This window comes from Neisseria shayeganii (genome assembly GCF_014054965.1).
Taxonomy (GTDB): Bacteria; Pseudomonadota; Gammaproteobacteria; order Burkholderiales; family Neisseriaceae; genus Eikenella; species Eikenella shayeganii.
Genome location: NZ_CP059567.1, coordinates 705,615 through 724,248, shown reverse-complemented (window position 1 = coordinate 724,248; position 18,634 = coordinate 705,615). Strand labels below are relative to the sequence as shown.

The window sequence follows — 18,634 nt, the reverse complement described above, 5'->3', positions numbered from 1 at the left end:
TCTTTTCAGGTAGCCTCCGATGACTGTTCCGATGAACTGGGCGCAACTGCTCAGCACCAAACGTTTCAAAGCCCACAACGGCGAATGGGTGGCCACGGTCACGCCGTCAAGCCAGGAGGGCGCGGATGCGCTGCGCACGGATTTCCATATCGATTACGACCGCGTGGTGTTTTCCGGTGCCTTCCGCCGTTTGGGGCGCAAAACGCAGGTACACCCGTTTGCCGAGCACGACCACACCCACAACCGCCTTACCCACAGCGTGGAGGTGGCCAGCGTGGGGCGCAGCTTGGGCAACCGGGTGGGCGTGATGATGGCGAAGGGCGGTTTTCTGCCGCCGGGCAACACGCCTTCCGACATCGGCGCGGTGGTTCAGGTAGCCTGTTTGGCGCACGATATGGGCAATCCGCCTTTCGGCCACACCGGCGAAGACGCTTTGCGCGAATGGTTCCGCGATCCCGCCCATGCAGGCTACCTGAAAGGCCTGAGCGAGGCCGAGCGGCGCGATGTGCAAACCTATGAGGGCAACGCACACAGCCTGCGCCTGCTGGCGAGCCTGGAAATGTACCGCAACCGCGGCGGCATGCGGCTCACCGCCGCTTCCATCGGTGCGCTGATGAAATACCCGTGGACCACCTCCGACCCCAAAGGATTGAAAAAATTCAATATCTACCAAACCGAACTGCCCTTTATCGAGCAGGTGGCGCAGGAATTGGGGCTACCTGAAACCGCGCCCCACCATTGGCTGCGCCACCCGCTCTCTTATCTGATGGAGGCCGCCGACGACATCTGCTACGCCCTATTGGATTTGGAAGACGCGGTGGAGCTGGAACTGCTGCACGAATTGGAAGTGGAAAACATTCTGCAGGGCATCGCCCATGTAGACACCGTGTGGCAGGAACAATCCCCGCGCCAGCGCTGTGCCATGCTGCGCGGCATCGCCATCGGCCGTGCCATCGACGACATGGCGCAAACCTTTATCATGCACCAGTCTGATCTGCTCAACGGCCAATTCCGCGGCAAAGACCTGCTGGCGCTGTGCAGCCCCGAGGTGCAGGACACTTTGGAAAAAGCCAAAGAACTGGCGCGCACCCGTGTGTTCCGCCACCAAAGCAAGCTGATGACCGAAATTGCCGCCTTCCCCTGCATCGGCTCGATCCTCAACCTCTTGGTGCCGGCCGCTTTCGCCTACATCACCGAAAAACGCGTCAGCCCGCGCCAGTCGCTGGCTTTGGAGCTGCTGCGCGATGAGCCGATCAGCGAACACGATTCGCTGTATCTTGCCTATATGAAGATTCTCGATTTTGTCGGCGGCATGACCGACAACGCCGCCGCCCGCCTGGCCCGCGAAGTATCCGGCATCGGCATGCTGTAAGGCTTGCCCCGTAACACTTCACAAATTTCCCGTTTAAATGGGAAATTTGTGAAGTTTTTTCTTTTTCAAAACATCATCTTCAAAAAACACCGCCAAACAACCCTTGCCCAAACCTACAAACCTCACTATTATTCGCGCTTCTTGATTTTCAGCACTCAGAGCAGCGCTGATTCAACACAGCGCACCCGTAGCTCAGTTGGATAGAGTATCTGGCTACGAACCAGAGGGTCGGGCGTTCGAATCGCTCCGGGTGCGCCATCAAGATTACGCGCCTATCGTCTAGCGGTTAGGACATCGCCCTTTCACGGCGGTAACCGGGGTTCGATTCCCCGTAGGCGTGCCACATTCAAAAAAATCCCCTGCAAAATTTTGCAGGGGATTTTTGCTTTGCTGCCTTCCCTCCAATCTCCCCTCGCCGTCTTGAAAAGACGAACAGCCTGCGGCGCAATGCTGCGCGCCGTCCATTAGAGCAACTTCGACTAAAAACGTTATATAATAGGTTTTTTCTGGCAGCCGGAGCATGAGATGCGCGCCTATTCGCAAGACCTGCGAGATCGAGTACTGAGAGCGCTGGAGCGCGGAGAGCGACCCAGCGCCATTGCCCGTCGTTATGAAGTCAGCCGCATGTGGGTATATCGCGTGCGTGCTCGCTTCGAAAAAGAAGGCGAGCGCAGCAGCAGGCAGCAAGGCGGCAAGCGCATCTCCCGACTGGCGCCAGTAGAGGGCATGATCCGCGACTGGACCAAGGCCGATCCCGATCTGACCTTGGTGCAAATGTGCGAGCGTTTGGGCGAGCATGGCATCAGCATCAAACCCTCGGCCTTGTGGCACCAGCTCAACAAATGGCGGCTGAGCTTCAAAAAAAACGCTGCACGCCAGCGAGCAGGAACGTGAAGACGTGCAGCAGGCACGGGCGAGCTGGATACAGCAGCAGGCCCGGCTCGATGCCAGGCGCCTGGTATTTCTGGACGAGACCTGGAGCAGCACCTGCATGACGCCGCTGCGCGGGCGCGCCCCGCGCGGTCAACGCTGCGTGGCCAGCGCCCCGCATGGGCACTGGAAGACCAGCACCTTCATTGCCGCCTTGCGCTGTGATGCACTGACGGCCCCCATGGTGACCGATGGCCCCATCAATGGCGCCGTGTTTCTGGCGTGGGTCAAAACCTTTCGGTGCCCGACACTTCGCCCTGGCGACATCGTCATTGCCGACAACCTCTCCAGCCACAAAGTGGCGGGCGTGCGAGAAGCCATCGAAGGCGTGGGCGCCAGCATTCGCTATCTGCCGCCGTACTCGCCGGATTTGAACCCCATCGAGAAGCTGTTTGCCAAGTTCAAGGCGCTGCTGCGCAGGGCGGGCGAGCGCACGGTGGGTGCGCTGTGGCAGCGCATGGGGCAGCTGGTTGATTTGTTCTCGGCTCAAGAGTGTGCCAATTACTTCAAATCAGCTGGGTATGTAATGAATTAAATCGAAATTGCTCTAATGTTTTATTTGCTTTGCCCCTGATGGCTCACGCCTTCAGGCTACCTGAAAGCCCCTGTATCCAGACGGACACCTAAACCCATCTTTACCGTCAAACAAGCTGAGACTTTGCAAACCCCCCATCTGCGGCGCATTTCTGCGTTGTGCGTTTATGCCCTATGGGTACTGCTCGCTCACTTGCCTATCCGCATGATATGTCTGTCCCACAGGGATTCCTAGCGTTCACGTTCGCTGCGCTGCTACGCCTTGAACTGCATCCACATCTGGGGGGTTTGCAAAGGTCTCAAGCTGCCAACCGAAGCTTTACCCCCAAATATAGATGCAGTTCAAAAAAGCATAGCAGCGCCCGGTAAACCCGCTTTCAGCTAGCCTCAAACTTCTTTCCACATCTATGCCGCCCCTGCCCCATTCCCGCGCCTTTGGTTTTGCCCTTGCCGTCTTATTCGCCGGTCTGTTCGCATGGTTTTACGGCGCCGCCAATCTGCTCAGCGCCTACACGCCGTGGCAGATCCGTCCCGCGCTGCCGTTTGAAGCCGCCATTCCCCTTCTGCCGGCGTGGTCGGCGGTGTATCTGTCGATGCCGCTGATGCTGCTTTGGGGCGCATGGCGGCTGGAATGGACGGCGCAATGGCGGCTGTTTGCCGTGTTGCTGGCCGAACTGCTCGCCGCCTGCCTGTGTTTCGTGCTGCTGCCGGTTGACACCGCCTTTCCGCCGGCCGAAGCATCCGGCCCTTGGCAGCCGCTCCACCAATTTGCCGCGACCTTGGCACTCGAGCGTAACCACCTGCCCTCCCTGCACATGGCCTTTGCGCTCACCGCTGCCCTCGCCCTACAGGCCGCCTTGCCGCCAGCCGGGCGTCTGTTGGTTTGGTGCTGGGCGGCGCTGGTCGGCCTCAGCACCCTGTTTACCCACCAACACCACCTGCTCGATTTGGCCGCCGGCATGGCGCTGGCGCTGGCCGCCTGGCGGATGGTGCCGCCCTATGCCTGCCGACCGCGCTGTTTGCGGCGGGTTCGGCTGGGTTGGCTGTTGTGTGTAAACCAACAGGCGTTTGCGCGCCGCCATCTGCGCTACGGCTGGATCAGCCTGCTGCTGGCCGCGCAGCGCCTGATCCGTCCCCGCCGCGGTCGGCTGCTGATGCGCGGTTTTGTGTTTCTGCAAGCCGTGGACGATGTGATGGACGGCGACCGCCAAACCAAGGAAGCGCCCGCCGAGCTGGCCGAACGGCTGATCGCGGCATGGCAGAAAGGCCGTTTCGATGAAACAGACGATTGGCAACTATTGGCCGCCGCCTTTTACAACAGTCTGCGCCACACCGCCGCCCCCGATACCGCCCGCCGCGAAGTGGCCGAACTGCTCGGCGTAATGCGTGACGACCGCTTGCGGGCAGAGCAGGCCGCCGTCTGGTCTGCCGCCGCCATCCAAGCCCAACACCGCCGCACTTTCACACTCTCGCTCAACCTGCTGCTGGCCGCGCTGGGCTCGCCCCTGCGTGCGCAAGAAGTTCCCGAGTTGGTTGACGTCCTCGGCTGGTGCTCCACCGTGCGCGATCTGTGCGAAGACCTCGCCGCCGGCATCATCAATCTTCCCGCCGACATCTGGCGGCAACTGCCCACCAACCCGCGCCAAGACCCTTCCGCGCTGCAACATCCCGCCCTCAGCCAATGGCTGCGGCAAGAACGGCAACACGCCCTGCACCTGCTCGACCGCCTGGAACAACGGCAGCCCGAATGGGCACGCGACCCCGCCGGCGCCCGTATCGTGCGCCTGTTTGCCCGCTCCGTGCGCCGCTTTGCCGGCCGCCGTTTCCGGCGCCTCTACCCGTGGTTGGCAGCCGAAACCGAATAAGCAGCAACGGCGCCCGTTTGGCTCTGCCGCGCCCGCAGGCTACCTGAAACCCGCCCCGAACCATTTCGTACCGCACCAGGCCGATAACGGCCGCCGCAATCGAGGTGGAAACCCAAACCCTGTTTTCAGGTAGCCTGAGACCTTTGCAAAACCCCCAGATGTGGATGCAGTTCAAGGCGTAGCAGCACAGCGAGCGTGAACGCTAGGAATCCCCGTGGGACAGACATATCATCTAGATAGGCAAACGAGCGAGCAGCGCACAACGCAGAAATGCGCCGCAGATGGACGTTTTGCAAAGGTCTCAGGCTGAACCCCAAACAACACCGTCAATCCATTCCGCCAGCAATAAAAAAGCAGGAGCTGTCTCCTGCCGCCATCCTGCTGCGCTGCCCGCGCTTCACACCTCTTCGGCCAACAAGCGCGCCACGTCGTCCGCCTCCCGAACGGTGCGGATGCGTTCAAACCATTCGCCGGCCTGCGGGCGCACTTTTTTCATCATGCCCAGCCACTGTTTCAGGCGAGCCACCGCATATTTTCCGTTTTCCTCTTTACTGCGGCACAAATCGAAAAACTGGCGTATCCACACCCGCTCCTCGGCAAAATCCGCCGCTACCGGCGGCAGGCCGCGGTTATGGCGGGCAATCTGGCGCGCCAAATCGGGCACCATCACCGCGCCGCGCCCCAACATCACATCGTCGCAACCGCTTTCGCGGCGGATGGTGAGATAATCTTCCAGGCTGAACACATCGCCGTTGGCCACCACCGGCAGCGACACCGCCTCGCGGATGCGCGCCACCCAATGCCAGTGCGCCGGCGGCTCGTACCCTTCCACCTTGGTGCGCGCATGCACGGTGAGCAGCGCCGCGCCGCCCGATTCAATCGCCTGCGCACACGCCACGGCGAGCGTTTTGTCTTCATAACCCAAGCGCATTTTCGCCGTCAGCGGAATCTCTGGCGGCAGGGCTTGGCGCAGCGTCTGCACGATGCGGTAAATCCGCTCCGGCTCGCGCAACAGTACCGCCCCGCCCTGATGTTTGTTCACCGTGGGCGCGGGGCAGCCGAAATTGAGGTCGATTTTATCCGCCCCGAAACGCACGGCCTCCAAGGCATTCACCGCCATATTTTCCGCATCGCTACCCAATAGCTGCAAGGTGCACGGCGTGCCCGCCGGCGTGCGGCAGCCGTGCTCGATTTCCGGCATATAGCGCCGCCAGGTCGAACGCGAATGCACGGTGTGCGTAATGCGCACAAACTCGGTCACGCATTCGTCAAAACCGCCGATGCGGGTGAGCAAATCGCGCATCGGGGCATCCACCAGGCCTTGCATCGGTGCCAAAATCAGTCTCATAAAATTCTCTGCAATACATTCAGGCTACCTGAAAGCAGCAACACCGCTTTCAGGTAGCCTGTTTCTTCCTATCCGTCTCAACGGCTTACCGGTTTATAGCGGATCCGTTTCGGCTTCGCACCTTCCTCACCCAAACGTCGTTTTTTATCGGCTTCGTATTCCTGATAGTTGCCGTCAAAGAACACCCATTTCGAATCGCCTTCCGCGGCCAAAATATGGGTGGCGATGCGGTCGAGGAACCAGCGGTCGTGCGAAATCACCATCACGCTGCCGGCGAACTCCAGCAAAGCATCTTCCAGCGCACGCAGGGTTTCTACGTCTAAGTCGTTCGACGGTTCGTCCAACAGCAGCACATTGCCGCCCGACAGCAAAGTTTTCGCCAAATGCAAACGGCCCCGTTCGCCGCCGGAAAGGTTGCCGGCAATCTTGCTTTGGTCGCTGCCTTTAAAGTTGAAACGCCCCAAATAGGCGCGGGCGGGGATTTCAAACTGCCCCACTTGCAGAATATCGCGGCCTTCGGCGATGTTGTCGAACACGGTTTTGTCGTTTTGCAAACCTTCGCGGCTTTGATCGATCAGCGACATTTTCACGGTTTGTCCGATTTTCACTTCGCCGCTGTCGGGCTGCTCTTTACCGGCAATCATTTTAAACAGGGTCGATTTACCCGCACCGTTGGGGCCGATGATGCCGACAATCGCACCGGGCGGCACTTTGAAGCTCAAATCGTCGATTAAGAGTTTGTCGCCGAACGACTTGCTCACGTTCACAAACTCGATCACTTCATTGCCCAAACGCTCGGCCACGGGAATAAAGATTTCCTGCGTTTCATTGCGTTTTTGATATTCGTAGTTGGACATTTCTTCAAAGCGGGCCAAACGCGCTTTGGATTTGGCTTGGCGGCCTTTGGCGTTTTGGCGCACCCATTCCAACTCCTGCTTCATGGCTTTCAGGCGGGCGGCTTCGGTTTTGGCTTCGTTTTCCAAGCGTTTTTCTTTCTGCTCCAGCCAAGAAGAGTAATTGCCCTTCCACGGAATACCGTGGCCGCGGTCAAGCTCGAGAATCCACTCGGCGGCGTTGTCCAAGAAATAACGGTCGTGGGTCACGGCCACGACCGTACCGGGGAAGCGCACCAAAAACTGCTCCAGCCATTCTACCGATTCGGCATCCAAGTGGTTGGTCGGCTCGTCCAAAAGCAGCATATCCGGCTTGCTCAACAACAGCTTGCACAAGGCCACGCGGCGTTTTTCACCACCGGAAAGATGGCCGATTTTGGCATCCCATTCGGGCAGGCGCAGCGCATCGGCAGCAATTTCCAATTCATGCTCCATACCGCCGCCGCTTGAAGAACCTGCGGCGATAATCGCTTCCAAGCGGCCTTGTTCTTCCGCCAACGCATCAAAATCGGCATCGGGGTCGGCATAGGCGGCATAAACTTCTTCCAAACGCTTCTGCGCGGCCGCTACTTCGCCCAAACCGCTTTCCACTTCTTCGCGCACGGTTTTTTCGGGGTCGAGTTCCGGCTCTTGCGGCAGATAGCCGATTTTGATGCCGCTCATCGGCACGGCTTCGCCTTCAAACTCTTTATCCACGCCCGCCATAATGCGCAACACGGTGGATTTGCCCGCGCCGTTCAAACCGAGCAGGCCGATTTTCGCGCCCGGAAAAAACGATAGGGAAATATCTTTAATGATGGTCTTTTGCGGCGGCACCACTTTGCTCACGCGCAGCATGGAAAATACATATTGGCTCATGGGGTATGTCTTTCTGAAGAAATTCCGATGAAGCGGAACCGTATCAAGCATACGGCTCCTGCGGCGGCAAACGCGCTGCGTTGCCGCACAAACGACCGCATTTTAAACGATTTCCTGCTTTCAGGTAGCCTCAAAACGCCGCAATCTGGGGTAGAATGCCGCCTTTTCCTGCCCGGCTGCCGCCATGATTGCTTCCCTGATCGACTTCATCCTGCACATCGACCAACACCTGGCCGTCTTGTCCGCCGATTACGGCGCGTGGATCTACGCCATTCTGTTTCTGATTGTCTTTTGCGAAACCGGGCTGGTGGTCACGCCCTTTCTGCCCGGCGATTCGCTGCTGTTTGCCGCCGGCGCCATTGCGGCGCTGGGCGGCATGAACATCCACCTGATGGTGCTGTTGCTGCTGGCCGCAGCCATCCTCGGCGACGCGGTCAATTTCGCCATAGGCAAATACTTCGGCAGAAAACTGTTTGCCAACCCCGATTCCAAAGTCTTCAAGCGCAGCTATCTGGAAAAAACCCACGCCTTTTACGAAAAATACGGCGGCAAAACCATCATCCTCGCCCGCTTCGTGCCGATTGTGCGCACCTTCGCCCCCTTCGTGGCCGGTATGGGCAATATGCACTACGGCCGCTTTATCCGCTACAACATCATCGGCGCCGTGCTGTGGGTGTGCCTCTTATCGTATGCCGGCTATTACTTCGGCACCCTGCCGCTGGTGAAAGACAATTTCGGCCTGGTGGTGGTGGCCATCATCGTGGTGTCGGTGCTGCCGATGGTGTTTGAAATCGCCAAAGCCAAATTCGGCAAAGCCGCCGGCTGATGTTCAGGTAGCCCGCAATGATTTACCCCTGGCACCAAGACGCTTGGCATCAGCTGGCCGAACATTGGGCGCAACGCCCCAACGCCTGGCTCCTCACCGGCAAACGCGACACCGGCAAAACCGCCTTTGCCCGCCATCTGGCGCAAGCCCTGTTGTGCGAAACACCGCAGCCCGGCCAACAGCCTTGCGGCCAATGCCCCTCCTGCCACCTGTTCGCCCAAGGCAGCCATCCCGACTATTACGAACTCCGCCCCGAGTTGCCCGAAGAAGGCGAGTCCGGCCGCAAGCTCTTGCAAATCAAAATCGACGCCGTGCGCGCCGTAATGGAGCCCCTGCTGCAAAGTTCGCTGCGCGGCGGCTTGCGCGTGGTACTGATCCACCCTGCCGAGAGCATGAACCTGCAGGCCGCCAACGCCCTGCTCAAAATGCTGGAAGAGCCGCCCGCAGCGGTGGTGTTCCTGTTGGTGTCGCACAATAAAGACCGCCTGCTGCCCACCATCAAAAGCCGCTGCCGCCAGCTCCTGCTGCCCCCGCCCACTCCCGAAACCGCTTTGGGCTACCTGAAAACCGCCCACCCCGAAGCGGCCGACCAAGCCGAAGCCCTGCTGGCCTTCCACAGCGGCGCGCCCCTGTTTGCGCACGACGCTAGGCAGGAACAGATGCGCGACGCCCTGTGCCGCCTGCTAGCCGCCCCGCGCCTGCTCGCCATCCTCGACTACGCCGCCGAATTCGACAAACAAAAATGGCCGCTGGCGCTGTTTCTCGACTGGCTGCACAAATGGCTGGCCGACACCGCCCTGGCCCAACAAAACCTGCCGCCGCTGTATTATCCGCAACACGCCGACGCCCTGCGCCAAACCGCCGCACGCACCCGCCCCGATCGGCTGTTCCGCCTCACCGCCGCGCTCAACCGTCTCAGCCCTTACGGGCGGCATACCTTAAGTGTTAAAATGCAGCTCGAATTTCTGCTCACCGAATACTTGGCCTTCTGGCAAAACAAAGCGAACACACCATGAACCTCCCCGACGACGCCCCCGGCAGAATGCTCATCATCAGCCTGAAAGACAAACCCAGCGCCTACTACAGCTATATGCCCTTTTTCGAATACGGCGGCTTTTTCGTGCCCACCGCCGATGCGTTTGAAATGGGCGAAGAAGTGCTGCTGGTGATGGAGCTGCTCGATTACCCTGAAAAATTCTTCCTGCGCACCCGCGTCGGCTGGCTCAACCCCAGCCGCACCAGCAACGGCCAGCCGCAAGGCATCGGCCTCGTGCTGGGCGACGACGAAAGCGCCGTTGCCTGCCGCCAATACATCGAAGAACAACTTCCCGGCCTGCTGCATTCCGATCGCGCCACCTACACCATGTAGGCCGACCCTCCGCCCGATCAGGCTACCTGAAAGCCGCCCCGCTTTTCAGGTAGCCTGAAATGCCTTCCCTATCTTGCCCTATGCTGATCGATTCCCACTGCCACCTCAATTTTTCCGGCCTGGCCGAACGCCTCCCCGAAGTGCTCGACAATATGGCCGCCGCCGGCGTCAGCAAAGCGCTGGCCATCAGCGTCAGCCGCCGAAGTTTCGACGAAATCCACACCATCGCCCAAGCCCACGACCGCATTTACGCCACCGTGGGCATCCACCCCGACGACCCCGACACCCCCGAATTCAGCCTGGCCGAATTGCTTGAACGCGCCTCCCTGCCCAAAGTGGTGGGCATCGGCGAAACCGGGCTCGACTACCATTGGTGCAAAGGCGATCTGGCCTGGCAGCACCGCCGCTTTATCTGCCACATCCAAGCCGCCAACCAAAGCGGCCTGCCGCTGATCGTGCACACCCGCGACGCCGCCGACGACACCATGCGCCTGTTGCGCGAAGAAAACGCCCACGCCGGCGTCATCCACTGTTTCACCGAAGATGTGCGCGTGGCCAAGCTGGCGCTGGATTTGGGCTTTTACATTTCCTTCTCCGGCATCGTCACCTTCAAAAACGCCGCCGCCATTCAGGAAGCCGCCCGCTATGTGCCGCTCGACCGCCTGCTGGTGGAAACCGACGCCCCCTTCCTCGCTCCCGTGCCCAAACGCGGCAAACCGAACGAGCCGGCCTATGTGCGCCACACCGCCGAATTCATCGCCCAACTGCGCGGCGAGCCTTTCGAGCAGATTGCCCAAGCCAGCACCGACAATTTCTACCGCCTATTTGCCAAGGTGCCGCGCCATTAAAATAAAAGCCGTTCCATAGGCAGCATGGGCGCGGCCGCCGGTTTCAGGTAGCCTGAGACCTTTGCAAAACTCCCAGATGTGGATGCAGTTCAAGGCGTAGCAGCGCAGCGAGCGTGAACGCCAGGAATCCCCGTGGGACAGACATATCATATAGATAGGCAAGCGAGCGAGCAGCGCACAACGCAGAAATGCGCCGCAGATGGGGGTATTGCAAAGGTCTCAGCCTGAACCCTTTGCCAGCCTCCATCTCCGGCAGGCAAATTGAAATCCGCCGCCCCGCCCCGATATGGCGCCCATCCCTGTTTCCGATTTCAGAAAGCACACCATGCAACAATTCGACGGCACCACCATTGTTTCCGTCCGCCGCGGCCAACAGGTTGCCATCGGCGGCGACGGCCAGGTCAGCCTGGGCAACACCATTGTCAAAGCCACCGCGCGCAAAGTGCGCAAACTGCACCACAACACCGTTTTGGCCGGTTTTGCCGGCGGCACCGCCGATGCCTTCACCCTGATCGAGCTGTTTGAAGCCAAACTGCAGAAACACCAAGGCCGGCTTACCGTGGCCGCCATCGAGCTGGCCAAAGAATGGCGCACCGACCGCGCCCTACGCCGCTTGGAAGCCATGTTGATTGTGGCCGACAAAAACAGCACCCTCATCATCACCGGCAACGGCGATGTGCTGGAGCCGGAAGGCGGCATCGCCGCCATCGGCAGCGGCGGCTCTTTCGCCCAAGCCGCCGCCCGCGCCCTGATGGAAAACACCGAGCTGCCGCCGGAAACCGTGGTGAAAAAAGCGCTGGAAATCGCCGGCGACATCTGCGTGTACACCAACGACCGCCACACCATCGAAACCCTGTAAACCGCCGTACCGAACCGAAACAGGCTACCTGAAAGTTTCAGGTAGCCTGTTTGGCTTTATGCGATTAACGGTTGAGATTTAGATTTAGAGCAACTTCGACTAAAAACATTACATAATAGGTTTTTTCTGGCAGCCGGAGTATGAGATGCGCGCCTATTCGCAAGACCTTCGAGACCGAGTGCTGGCAGCGCTGGAGCGCGGAGAGCGCCTCAGCGCCATTGCCCGTCGTTATGAAGTCAGCCGCATGTGGGTATATCGCGTGCGTGCTGGCTTCGAAAAAGAAGGCGAGCGCAGCAGCAGGCAGCAAGGCGGCAAGCGCATCTCCCGGCTGGCGCCTGTGCAGGGCATGATTGGCGACTGGATCAAGGCCGAGCCCGACCTGACACTGGTGCAAATGTGCGAGCGTTTGGGCGAGCATGGCATCAGCATCAAACCCTCGGCGTTGTGGCACCAGCTCAACAAATGGCGGCTGAGCTTCAAAAAAAACGCTGCACGCCAGCGAGCAGGAGCGTGAAGACGTGCAGCAGGCACGGGCGAGCTGGATACAGCAGCAGGCCCGGCTCGATGCCAGGCGCCTGGTATTTCTGGACGAGACCTGGAGCAGCACCTGCATGACGCCGCTGCGCGGGCGGGCCCCACGCGGGCAGCGTTGCGTGGCCAGTGCTCCGCATGGACACTGGAAAACCAGCACCTTCATTGCCGCCTTGCGCTGTGATGCGCTGACGGCCCCGATGGTGACCGATGGCCCCATCAATGGCGCCTTGTTTCTGGAGTGGGTCAAAACCTTTCTGTGCCCGACACTTCGCCCTGGCGACATCGTCATTGCCGACAACCTCTCCAGCCACAAAGTGGCGGGCGTGCGAGAAGCCATCGAAGGCGTGGGCGCCAGCATTCGCTATCTGCCGCCGTACTCGCCGGATCTGAACCCCATTGAGAAGCTTTTTGCCAAGTTCAAGGCCCTGCTGCGCAGGGCCGGGGAGCGCACGGTGGGTGCGCTGTGGCGGCGCATGGGGCAGCTGGTTGATCTGTTCTCGGCTCAAGAGTGTGCCAATTACTTCAAATCAGCTGGGTATGTAATGAATTAAATCGAAATTTCTCTAGAAGAAACCCAGCTTACCGGGCGAATAGCTCACCAGCATACACTTGGTTTGCTGGTAATGCGCCAGCATCATTTTGTGGTTTTCGCGGCCGATGCCCGATTTTTTGTAACCGCCAAACGCCGCGTGCGCCGGGTAGAGGTGGTAGCAGTTGGTCCACACCCGGCCGGCCTGGATGCCGCGGCCCATGCGGTAGCAGGTGTTCATGTCGCGACTCCATACGGCGGCGCCGAGACCGAAGATGGTGTCGTTGGCAATCGCCAGCGCCTCTTCAGCGTCTTTGAAGGTGGTCACCGCCACCACCGGGCCGAAGATTTCCTCCTGGAAAATGCGCATATCGTTGCGGCCTTTGAACACGGTGGGTTCGATGTAGAAACCGCCCGACAAATCGCCGCCTTCCTGCCGCGCCGCGCCGCCGGTGAGCACTTCGGCGCCTTCTTCGCGGCCCAGTTTCAGGTAGCCCGAAATCTTGTCGAACTGCTCCCGGCTGGCTTGGGCGCCCACCATGGTGTCGGTGTCCAGCGGGTCGCCCACTTTGATGGCTTTCACCCGCGCGATGGCGCGCTCGATAAAGCGCTCGTAAATCGACTCCTGAATCAGCACCCGCGACGGGCAGGTGCACACTTCACCTTGGTTGAGAGCGAACATGGCAAAGCCTTCCAGGCATTTGTCGAAAAAGTCGTCGTCGGCATCCATCACGTCTTCAAAGAAAATGCTCGGGCTTTTGCCGCCCAATTCCAGCGTAACCGGAATGATGTTTTCGGTGGCATAACCCATGATCAGCTTGCCGGTGCCGGTTTCGCCGGTAAACGCCACTTTGGCGATGCGCGGGTTTTGCGCCAAGGGCTTGCCGCATTCCACGCCGAAACCGTTGACCACGTTCACCACCCCCGGCGGCAGCAAGTCGCCGATGAGCTCCATCAGATACATAATCGTTACCGGCGTCTGCTCGGCGGGCTTGAGCACGATGCAGTTGCCTGCGGCCAAGGCCGGCGCCAACTTCCAGGTGGCCATCAGCAGCGGGAAGTTCCACGGAATAATCTGCCCCACCACGCCCAAAGGCTCGTTGAAATGGTAGGCCACGGTGTTGTCGTCGATTTCGGAAATACCGCCTTCCTGCGCGCGGATGACGCCGGCGAAATAGCGGAAATGGTCCACCGCCAGCGGAATGTCGGCAGCCAGGGTTTCGCGCACCGGCTTGCCGTTTTCCCAAGTTTCGGCCACGGCGATTTTTTCCAGATTCTGCTCGATGCGGTCGGCGATTTTCAGCAAAATATGGCTGCGCTCGGCCACGCTGGTTTTGCCCCAGGCCGCCTTGGCCGCGTGGGCGGCGTCCAGCGCTTTTTCGACATCGGCCGCTTGCGAGCGCGCCACCTTGGCAAACGGCTTGCCGTTCACCGGGCTGATGTCGTCGAAATATTCGCCGCCCACCGGCGGCACCCACTGGCCGCCGATGTAGTTATCATATTTCTCCTTGAACTGAACAATGCTGCCTGCGGTATTGGGTGCTGCGTATTTCATCGCTGTTCTCCTCTGGTTGTGCGGCCCGCGGCCGGAAACGGTACCGGCCTGGAAACCCGCTCCCAAACCGGCGATGAAACGCAACATAAGGGATTTTGCCGGTCAAGGCCATCTGCACCGCAACATAAGGCAAACAGGCTACCTGAAGCGTTCAGGTAGCCTGAAACCTTTGCAAAGCACCCAGATGCGGATACAGCCCAAAGCGCAACAGCGCAGCGAACGTGAACGCTGGGGCATAAAGGCACAACGCAGAAATGCGCCACCTTCCGCGCCCCGGCACATCACCAACCGCCCCCTCAGGCTAGCTGAAACGCGCTGTTCAGGTAGCCTTTGCCTTATAATCACGCCTTTTCGACATTCGGGATGCTTCCAGATGAAATGGCTTTCGCGCTTTACCGTTATCGGCAAAACCGTTTACCGCTACGGCCTTACCGACCTCTTGGCCGGCCAGCCCAAAGCGGCCTGGCTGCGACGCCTGCCCTGCGCCGCAGAAGCACGGGAAACGCCGCTGCCGGTGCGCCTGCGGCTGGCGTTGGAAAGCCTGGGGCCGATTTTCGTCAAACTCGGCCAGGTGCTCTCCACCCGCCCCGACCTGCTGCCGCCCGAATACGCCTTGGAATTGGCCAAGCTGCAAGACAAAGTGCCGCCGTTTGATGCCGACCTCTCGCGCCGCCAGATCGAGCAGTCTTTGGGCAAACCGGTGCACGAATTGTTTGCCGCATTCGAAACCGAACCGGTGGCCAGCGCTTCAATCGCCCAAGTCCACCGCGCCCGCCTGCACAGCGGCGAAGCGGTGGCAGTGAAGGTGCTGCGTCCGAATCTGACGCCGGTGATCGAACAGGATTTGGCCTTGATGCGGGTGGGCGCCTGGCTGCTGGAGCGCCTGCTGCCCGACGGCAAACGCCTCAAGCCGCGCGCAGTGGTGGCCGAATTCGACAAATACCTGCACGACGAGTTGGATCTGCTGCGCGAAGCGGCTAACGCCAGCCAGCTCGGCCGCAATTTCCAAAACAGCGACATGCTGATTGTGCCCAAAGTGTTTTACGACTACTGCAGCCGCGACGTGCTGACCATGGAATGGATGGACGGCACGCCGATTGCCGACATCGACACCCTGCGCGCCAAAGGCATCGACCTGCCCACGCTGGCAGTGTACGGCGTGGAAATCTTCTTCACCCAAGTATTCCGGCAAGGTTTTTTCCACGCCGATATGCACCCGGGCAATATTCTGGTGGCCGACGACGGCCGCTACATCGCCCTGGATTTCGGCATCGTCGGCAGCCTCACCGACTACGACAAACGCTATCTGGCCATCAACTTTCTCGCCTTTTTCAACCGCGACTACCACCGCGTGGCCACCGCCCACATCGAAAGCGGCTGGGTGCCGCCCGATACGCGGGCGGAGGAATTGGAATCCGCCGTGCGCGCGGTGTGCGAGCCGTTTTTCAACAAGCCGCTGGCCGAAATCTCCTTCGGCCTGGTGCTGATGCGCCTGTTTGAAACCAGCCGCCGCTTCAATGTGGAAATCCAACCGCAGCTGGTGCTGCTGCAAAAAACCCTGCTCAATATCGAAGGGCTGGGCCGCCAGCTCGACCCCAATCTCGACTTGTGGGCCACCGCCAAACCGTTTCTGATGAAGTGGATGGACGAACAGGTCGGCCCCAAAGCCCTGTGGCGCAACCTGAAACAGGAAGCGCCCGATTGGGCCGAAATCCTGCCCTCGCTGCCGCGCAAACTCAATATGCTGGTGGACGAAACCCGCCAACAGGAAATGCGCGATGCCTACATCCATTTGGTGAAAACCCAGCAGCGGCAAAACCTGTGGCTGGGCGTGATTGCCTTGGCACTGGTGCTGATTGTGCTGTTCAAATAAGCCCGAGCACCGTTTAGCAGAAATACCAACTTTATCTATAAAAATCATTGAATTAAATACATTTCCTAGCCATTCTGCCGAGCAAAAGCTATAATGCGCCCGTCCGCTATTGAAGCGTTATCCGAAAAATAACAAGGGAATACTGCATCATGATGACTTTATATTCGGGCATCACCTGCCCCTTCAGCCACCGCTGCCGCTTTGTGCTGTATGAAAAAGGCATGGACTTCGAAATCAAAGATGTCGATGTGTTCAACAAGCCCGAAGACTTGGCGGTGATGAACCCCTACAACCAAGTGCCGGTATTGGTGGAGCGCGATTTGGTGCTGCACGAATCGAACATCATCAACGAATACATCGACGAACGCTTCCCCCACCCGCAGCTGATGCCCGGCGACCCCGTGATGCGCGGCCGCGGCCGCTTGGTGCTGTTCCGCATGGAAAAAGAGCTGTTCAGCCACGCACAAGTGCTGGAAAGCCCCGAATCCAGCGCCAAAGAGCAGGCCAAAGCCCGCGAGGCCATCAGCCAGGGCCTGACCCTGCTGGCACCGGCGTTTGCCAAAAACAAATACGTGCTGGGCGACGACTTCTCCATGATCGACGTGGCGCTCTCCCCGCTGCTATGGCGTTTGGACCATTACGACATCAAGCTGGGCAAATCTGCCGCCCCGATTCTGAAATACGCCGAACGCATTTTCCAACGCGAATCCTTTATCTCCGCGCTCACCGCTGCCGAAAAAGCCATGCGCCGTTAATCTCTGCACTTTCGCAGGCTACCTGAAACGCTTTCAGGTAGCCTGAACTGTTTAGGAGCCCCCCATGAGCACCTCCACCAAACCCTATTTCCTGCGCGCGCTGTATGAATGGTGCGTGGACAACGGCCACACGCCCTATGTGATGGTGTGGGTAAACGAGCACACCAAAGTGCCGATGCAGTTTGTGCAGGAGCAGCAGATTGTGCTCAATATCGGCCCCGCCGCCAGCCACAATCTGCACATCGACAACGACTGGATACACTTCTCCGCCCGCTTCGGCGGCGTGGCGCAAGACATCTGGATTCCCGTCGGCCACGTCATCAGCCTGTATGCGCGCGAAACCGGCGAAGGCATGGGTTTTGAAGTCGAGCCTTACACGCCCGGCTCCGCCAGCGGGCAAGCCGCCGAAGAAGCCGCCGAAACCAACGATTCGGCAGACGAACCGGCCAAAAAAACCAAAGGCCTGAAGCTGGTGAAATAAACCGCCCGCCTGCGAACCATGCCGATGCCCAAGCCATTTACCGCCGCCGCGCTGGCCGCCATCCGCGCCTATCAGCGGCATCTGTCGCCGCGCAAAGGCTACGGCTGCCCGCACCGCCTGCTCCACGGCGGCAGCGGCTGCTCGGGTGTCGGCTACCGCCTGATCCGCCGTTACGGCCTGCTGCACAGCTGGCTGCCGTTGCGCCGCCGCTTCGCCCGCTGCCGTGCGGCACGCAACGAACTCTGCCGCCGCACCGGCCCCGCTTACCATCAGCGCGGCGATTGCGACTGCGTGCCGGATGCCGATATCGACTTCCACGCCTGCAGACACACCGACTGCGGCGGCCGCTTCGCCAAATGGCTCTCCTGCTGCGAATGCCTGCAGTGTTGCGACGCTTGTGATTGGGAACGGAAAGAGAAAAAGCGCAAACAGAATCAGGGTTTTCCCGCCGACATTCTGATTGATTGAACCGCAGGCTTTCAGGTAGCCCGATGTGCGGTTAGAATACCGATTCGGCTGACCGCGGCCCCATCACCACCCACTCCGCCTCTGCTTTGTGCAGAGGTAGTTTTCTTTATTCCGACCGGAAGCTTTTATGACTTTTCTCCTGCGCTTTGTTGGTGTTCTCGCCTGCCTGCTTGCGCTGCCGGCCGCTTGGGCGGTGGAGCCCTTGCGGCTGGTGCAGGATGCGCGCTGGCAGATCGGCCGCACCACCGCCTACGACCCCGCCTACAGCCGCCTGACTTATCCGATGGGCGACGTGCCCTTGTCACGCGGCGTCTGCACCGATGTCGTCATCCGCGCCCTGCGCCACCAAGGCTGGGATTTGCAGCAACTGATACACGAAGACATGCGCCGCCATTTTTCCGCCTATCCGCGTCACTGGGGCCTCAGCCGCCCCGACCGCAATATCGACCACCGCCGCGTGCCCAATATCGCCACCTATTTCCAACGCAAAGGCTACCAAGTGTCCCAAACACCCTACCGCCCCGGCGACATCGTTACCTGGGATTTGGGACGCGGCTTAAGCCACATCGGCATTGTGTCCGACAGAAAAATCCAAGGGCGGCCGCTGATCATCCACAACATCGGCCGCGGCACGCAGGAAGAGGACATCCTGTTCCGCTTCCGCATTACCGGCCATTACCGCCTGCCGCACTGACGGCAAGCGCTTGAACCGGGGCTGCCGTTTCAGGTAGCCTCAT

The 18,634-nt window shown here is 59.9% G+C and carries 19 protein-coding genes and 2 tRNA genes; 16 read left to right on the top strand and 5 right to left on the bottom strand.

Annotated elements, in window-relative coordinates:
- The first annotated feature begins 19 nt into the window (after window positions 1–19).
- From H3L94_RS03475 to H3L94_RS03455, 5 genes are all read left to right on the top strand, one after another.
- Window positions 20–1,372, top strand: coding sequence for a deoxyguanosinetriphosphate triphosphohydrolase (locus H3L94_RS03475; protein ID WP_182122670.1), 1,353 nt, complete (start codon window positions 20–22; stop codon window positions 1,370–1,372).
- 181 nt (window positions 1,373–1,553) lie between these two features.
- A tRNA-Arg gene (locus H3L94_RS03470) sits at window positions 1,554–1,630 on the top strand.
- Window positions 1,631–1,640: 10 nt separating this feature from the next.
- Window positions 1,641–1,715, top strand: a tRNA-Glu gene (locus tag H3L94_RS03465).
- Window positions 1,716–1,897: 182 nt separating this feature from the next.
- A protein-coding gene (locus tag H3L94_RS12955) for an IS630 family transposase (RefSeq protein ID WP_425325927.1) occupies window positions 1,898–2,837 on the top strand; the annotation gives its coding sequence in 2 pieces (ribosomal slippage) (window positions 1,898–2,230 and window positions 2,232–2,837; 939 coding nt in all).
- Between the two features lie 406 nt (window positions 2,838–3,243).
- Entirely contained in the window at window positions 3,244–4,701 is a 1,458-nt protein-coding gene (locus H3L94_RS03455) for a phosphatase PAP2 family protein (RefSeq protein WP_182122668.1), read from the top strand.
- Window positions 4,702–4,826: 125 nt separating this feature from the next.
- Here H3L94_RS03455 and H3L94_RS12335 read toward each other — a convergent pair whose 3' ends face one another.
- The 3 genes from H3L94_RS12335 to ettA all read right to left on the bottom strand — a co-directional run bounded on the left by H3L94_RS12335 (window position 4,827) and on the right by ettA (window position 7,800).
- Complete coding sequence (locus tag H3L94_RS12335) at window positions 4,827–5,018, bottom strand: ATP-dependent exonuclease (protein ID WP_244958830.1); 192 nt, start codon at window positions 5,016–5,018, stop codon at window positions 4,827–4,829.
- A gap of 80 nt (window positions 5,019–5,098) precedes the next feature.
- Window positions 5,099–6,049 carry a tRNA dihydrouridine synthase gene (locus H3L94_RS03450; RefSeq protein ID WP_182122667.1) on the bottom strand — a complete coding sequence of 317 codons (951 nt, stop codon included), beginning with the start codon at window positions 6,047–6,049 and terminating at the stop codon, window positions 5,099–5,101.
- Window positions 6,050–6,126: 77 nt separating this feature from the next.
- Window positions 6,127–7,800: an energy-dependent translational throttle protein EttA gene (gene ettA / locus H3L94_RS03445; protein WP_182122666.1), complete on the bottom strand. Its 1,674-nt coding sequence runs from the start codon at window positions 7,798–7,800 to the stop codon at window positions 6,127–6,129.
- A 184-nt stretch (window positions 7,801–7,984) separates the two neighbouring features.
- On the opposite strand from ettA, the gene H3L94_RS03440 reads away from it, so the two are divergent.
- The 4 genes from H3L94_RS03440 (at window position 7,985) to H3L94_RS03425 (ending at window position 10,843) form a co-directional block, all read left to right on the top strand.
- Window positions 7,985–8,626 carry a DedA family protein gene (locus tag H3L94_RS03440; RefSeq protein ID WP_182122665.1) on the top strand — a complete coding sequence of 214 codons (642 nt, stop codon included), beginning with the start codon at window positions 7,985–7,987 and terminating at the stop codon, window positions 8,624–8,626.
- A gap of 17 nt (window positions 8,627–8,643) precedes the next feature.
- The gene (holB, locus tag H3L94_RS03435) at window positions 8,644–9,642 is read left to right on the top strand and encodes a DNA polymerase III subunit delta' (protein ID WP_182122664.1); all 999 of its coding nucleotides are present in this window, start codon (window positions 8,644–8,646) and stop codon (window positions 9,640–9,642) included.
- Entirely contained in the window at window positions 9,639–9,995 is a 357-nt protein-coding gene (locus tag H3L94_RS03430) for a PilZ domain-containing protein (protein WP_182122663.1), read from the top strand. Before holB ends, H3L94_RS03430 begins: the two co-directional genes overlap by 4 nt.
- An 80-nt stretch (window positions 9,996–10,075) precedes the next feature.
- Window positions 10,076–10,843, top strand: a complete 768-nt coding sequence (locus H3L94_RS03425) for a TatD family hydrolase (protein ID WP_182123088.1) — start codon at window positions 10,076–10,078, stop codon at window positions 10,841–10,843.
- Between the two features lie 43 nt (window positions 10,844–10,886).
- On the opposite strand, the gene H3L94_RS12330 is transcribed toward H3L94_RS03425, so the two are convergent.
- On the bottom strand, window positions 10,887–11,090 hold the full coding sequence (locus tag H3L94_RS12330; protein ID WP_244958867.1) for an ATP-dependent exonuclease: 204 nt from the start codon (window positions 11,088–11,090) through the stop codon (window positions 10,887–10,889).
- 78 nt (window positions 11,091–11,168) lie between these two features.
- On the opposite strand from H3L94_RS12330, the gene hslV reads away from it, so the two are divergent.
- On the top strand, window positions 11,169–11,702 hold the full coding sequence (gene hslV / locus H3L94_RS03420) for an ATP-dependent protease subunit HslV (protein ID WP_040660350.1): 534 nt from the start codon (window positions 11,169–11,171) through the stop codon (window positions 11,700–11,702).
- Window positions 11,703–11,847: 145 nt separating this feature from the next.
- Window positions 11,848–12,787 (top strand): IS630 family transposase gene (locus H3L94_RS12950; RefSeq protein WP_425325926.1). Its coding sequence is split into 2 segments (ribosomal slippage): window positions 11,848–12,180 and window positions 12,182–12,787, totalling 939 coding nucleotides; the frame shifts between segments, so codons are not numbered across the junction.
- A 12-nt stretch (window positions 12,788–12,799) separates the two neighbouring features.
- Here the strand turns inward: H3L94_RS12950 and adh are convergent.
- A complete protein-coding gene (adh, locus tag H3L94_RS03410; protein WP_182122661.1) occupies window positions 12,800–14,320 on the bottom strand; it encodes an aldehyde dehydrogenase in 1,521 nt (506 codons plus the stop codon).
- A 373-nt stretch (window positions 14,321–14,693) separates the two neighbouring features.
- Here adh and ubiB point away from each other — a divergent pair, with 373 nt between their 5' ends.
- From ubiB to H3L94_RS03385, 5 genes are all read left to right on the top strand, one after another.
- On the top strand, window positions 14,694–16,193 hold the full coding sequence (ubiB, locus tag H3L94_RS03405) for a ubiquinone biosynthesis regulatory protein kinase UbiB (protein ID WP_009119417.1): 1,500 nt from the start codon (window positions 14,694–14,696) through the stop codon (window positions 16,191–16,193).
- Window positions 16,194–16,342: 149 nt separating this feature from the next.
- The gene (locus H3L94_RS03400; RefSeq protein ID WP_182122660.1) at window positions 16,343–16,948 is read left to right on the top strand and encodes a glutathione S-transferase N-terminal domain-containing protein; all 606 of its coding nucleotides are present in this window, start codon (window positions 16,343–16,345) and stop codon (window positions 16,946–16,948) included.
- Window positions 16,949–17,012: 64 nt separating this feature from the next.
- Window positions 17,013–17,429, top strand: coding sequence for a ClpXP protease specificity-enhancing factor (locus tag H3L94_RS03395; protein ID WP_182122659.1), 417 nt, complete (start codon window positions 17,013–17,015; stop codon window positions 17,427–17,429).
- Between the two features lie 18 nt (window positions 17,430–17,447).
- Entirely contained in the window at window positions 17,448–17,897 is a 450-nt protein-coding gene (yidD, locus tag H3L94_RS03390) for a membrane protein insertion efficiency factor YidD (RefSeq protein WP_182122658.1), read from the top strand.
- Window positions 17,898–18,024: 127 nt separating this feature from the next.
- Complete coding sequence (locus tag H3L94_RS03385) at window positions 18,025–18,591, top strand: DUF1287 domain-containing protein (protein WP_009119481.1); 567 nt, start codon at window positions 18,025–18,027, stop codon at window positions 18,589–18,591.
- The last annotated feature ends 43 nt before the right edge of the window (window positions 18,592–18,634 follow it).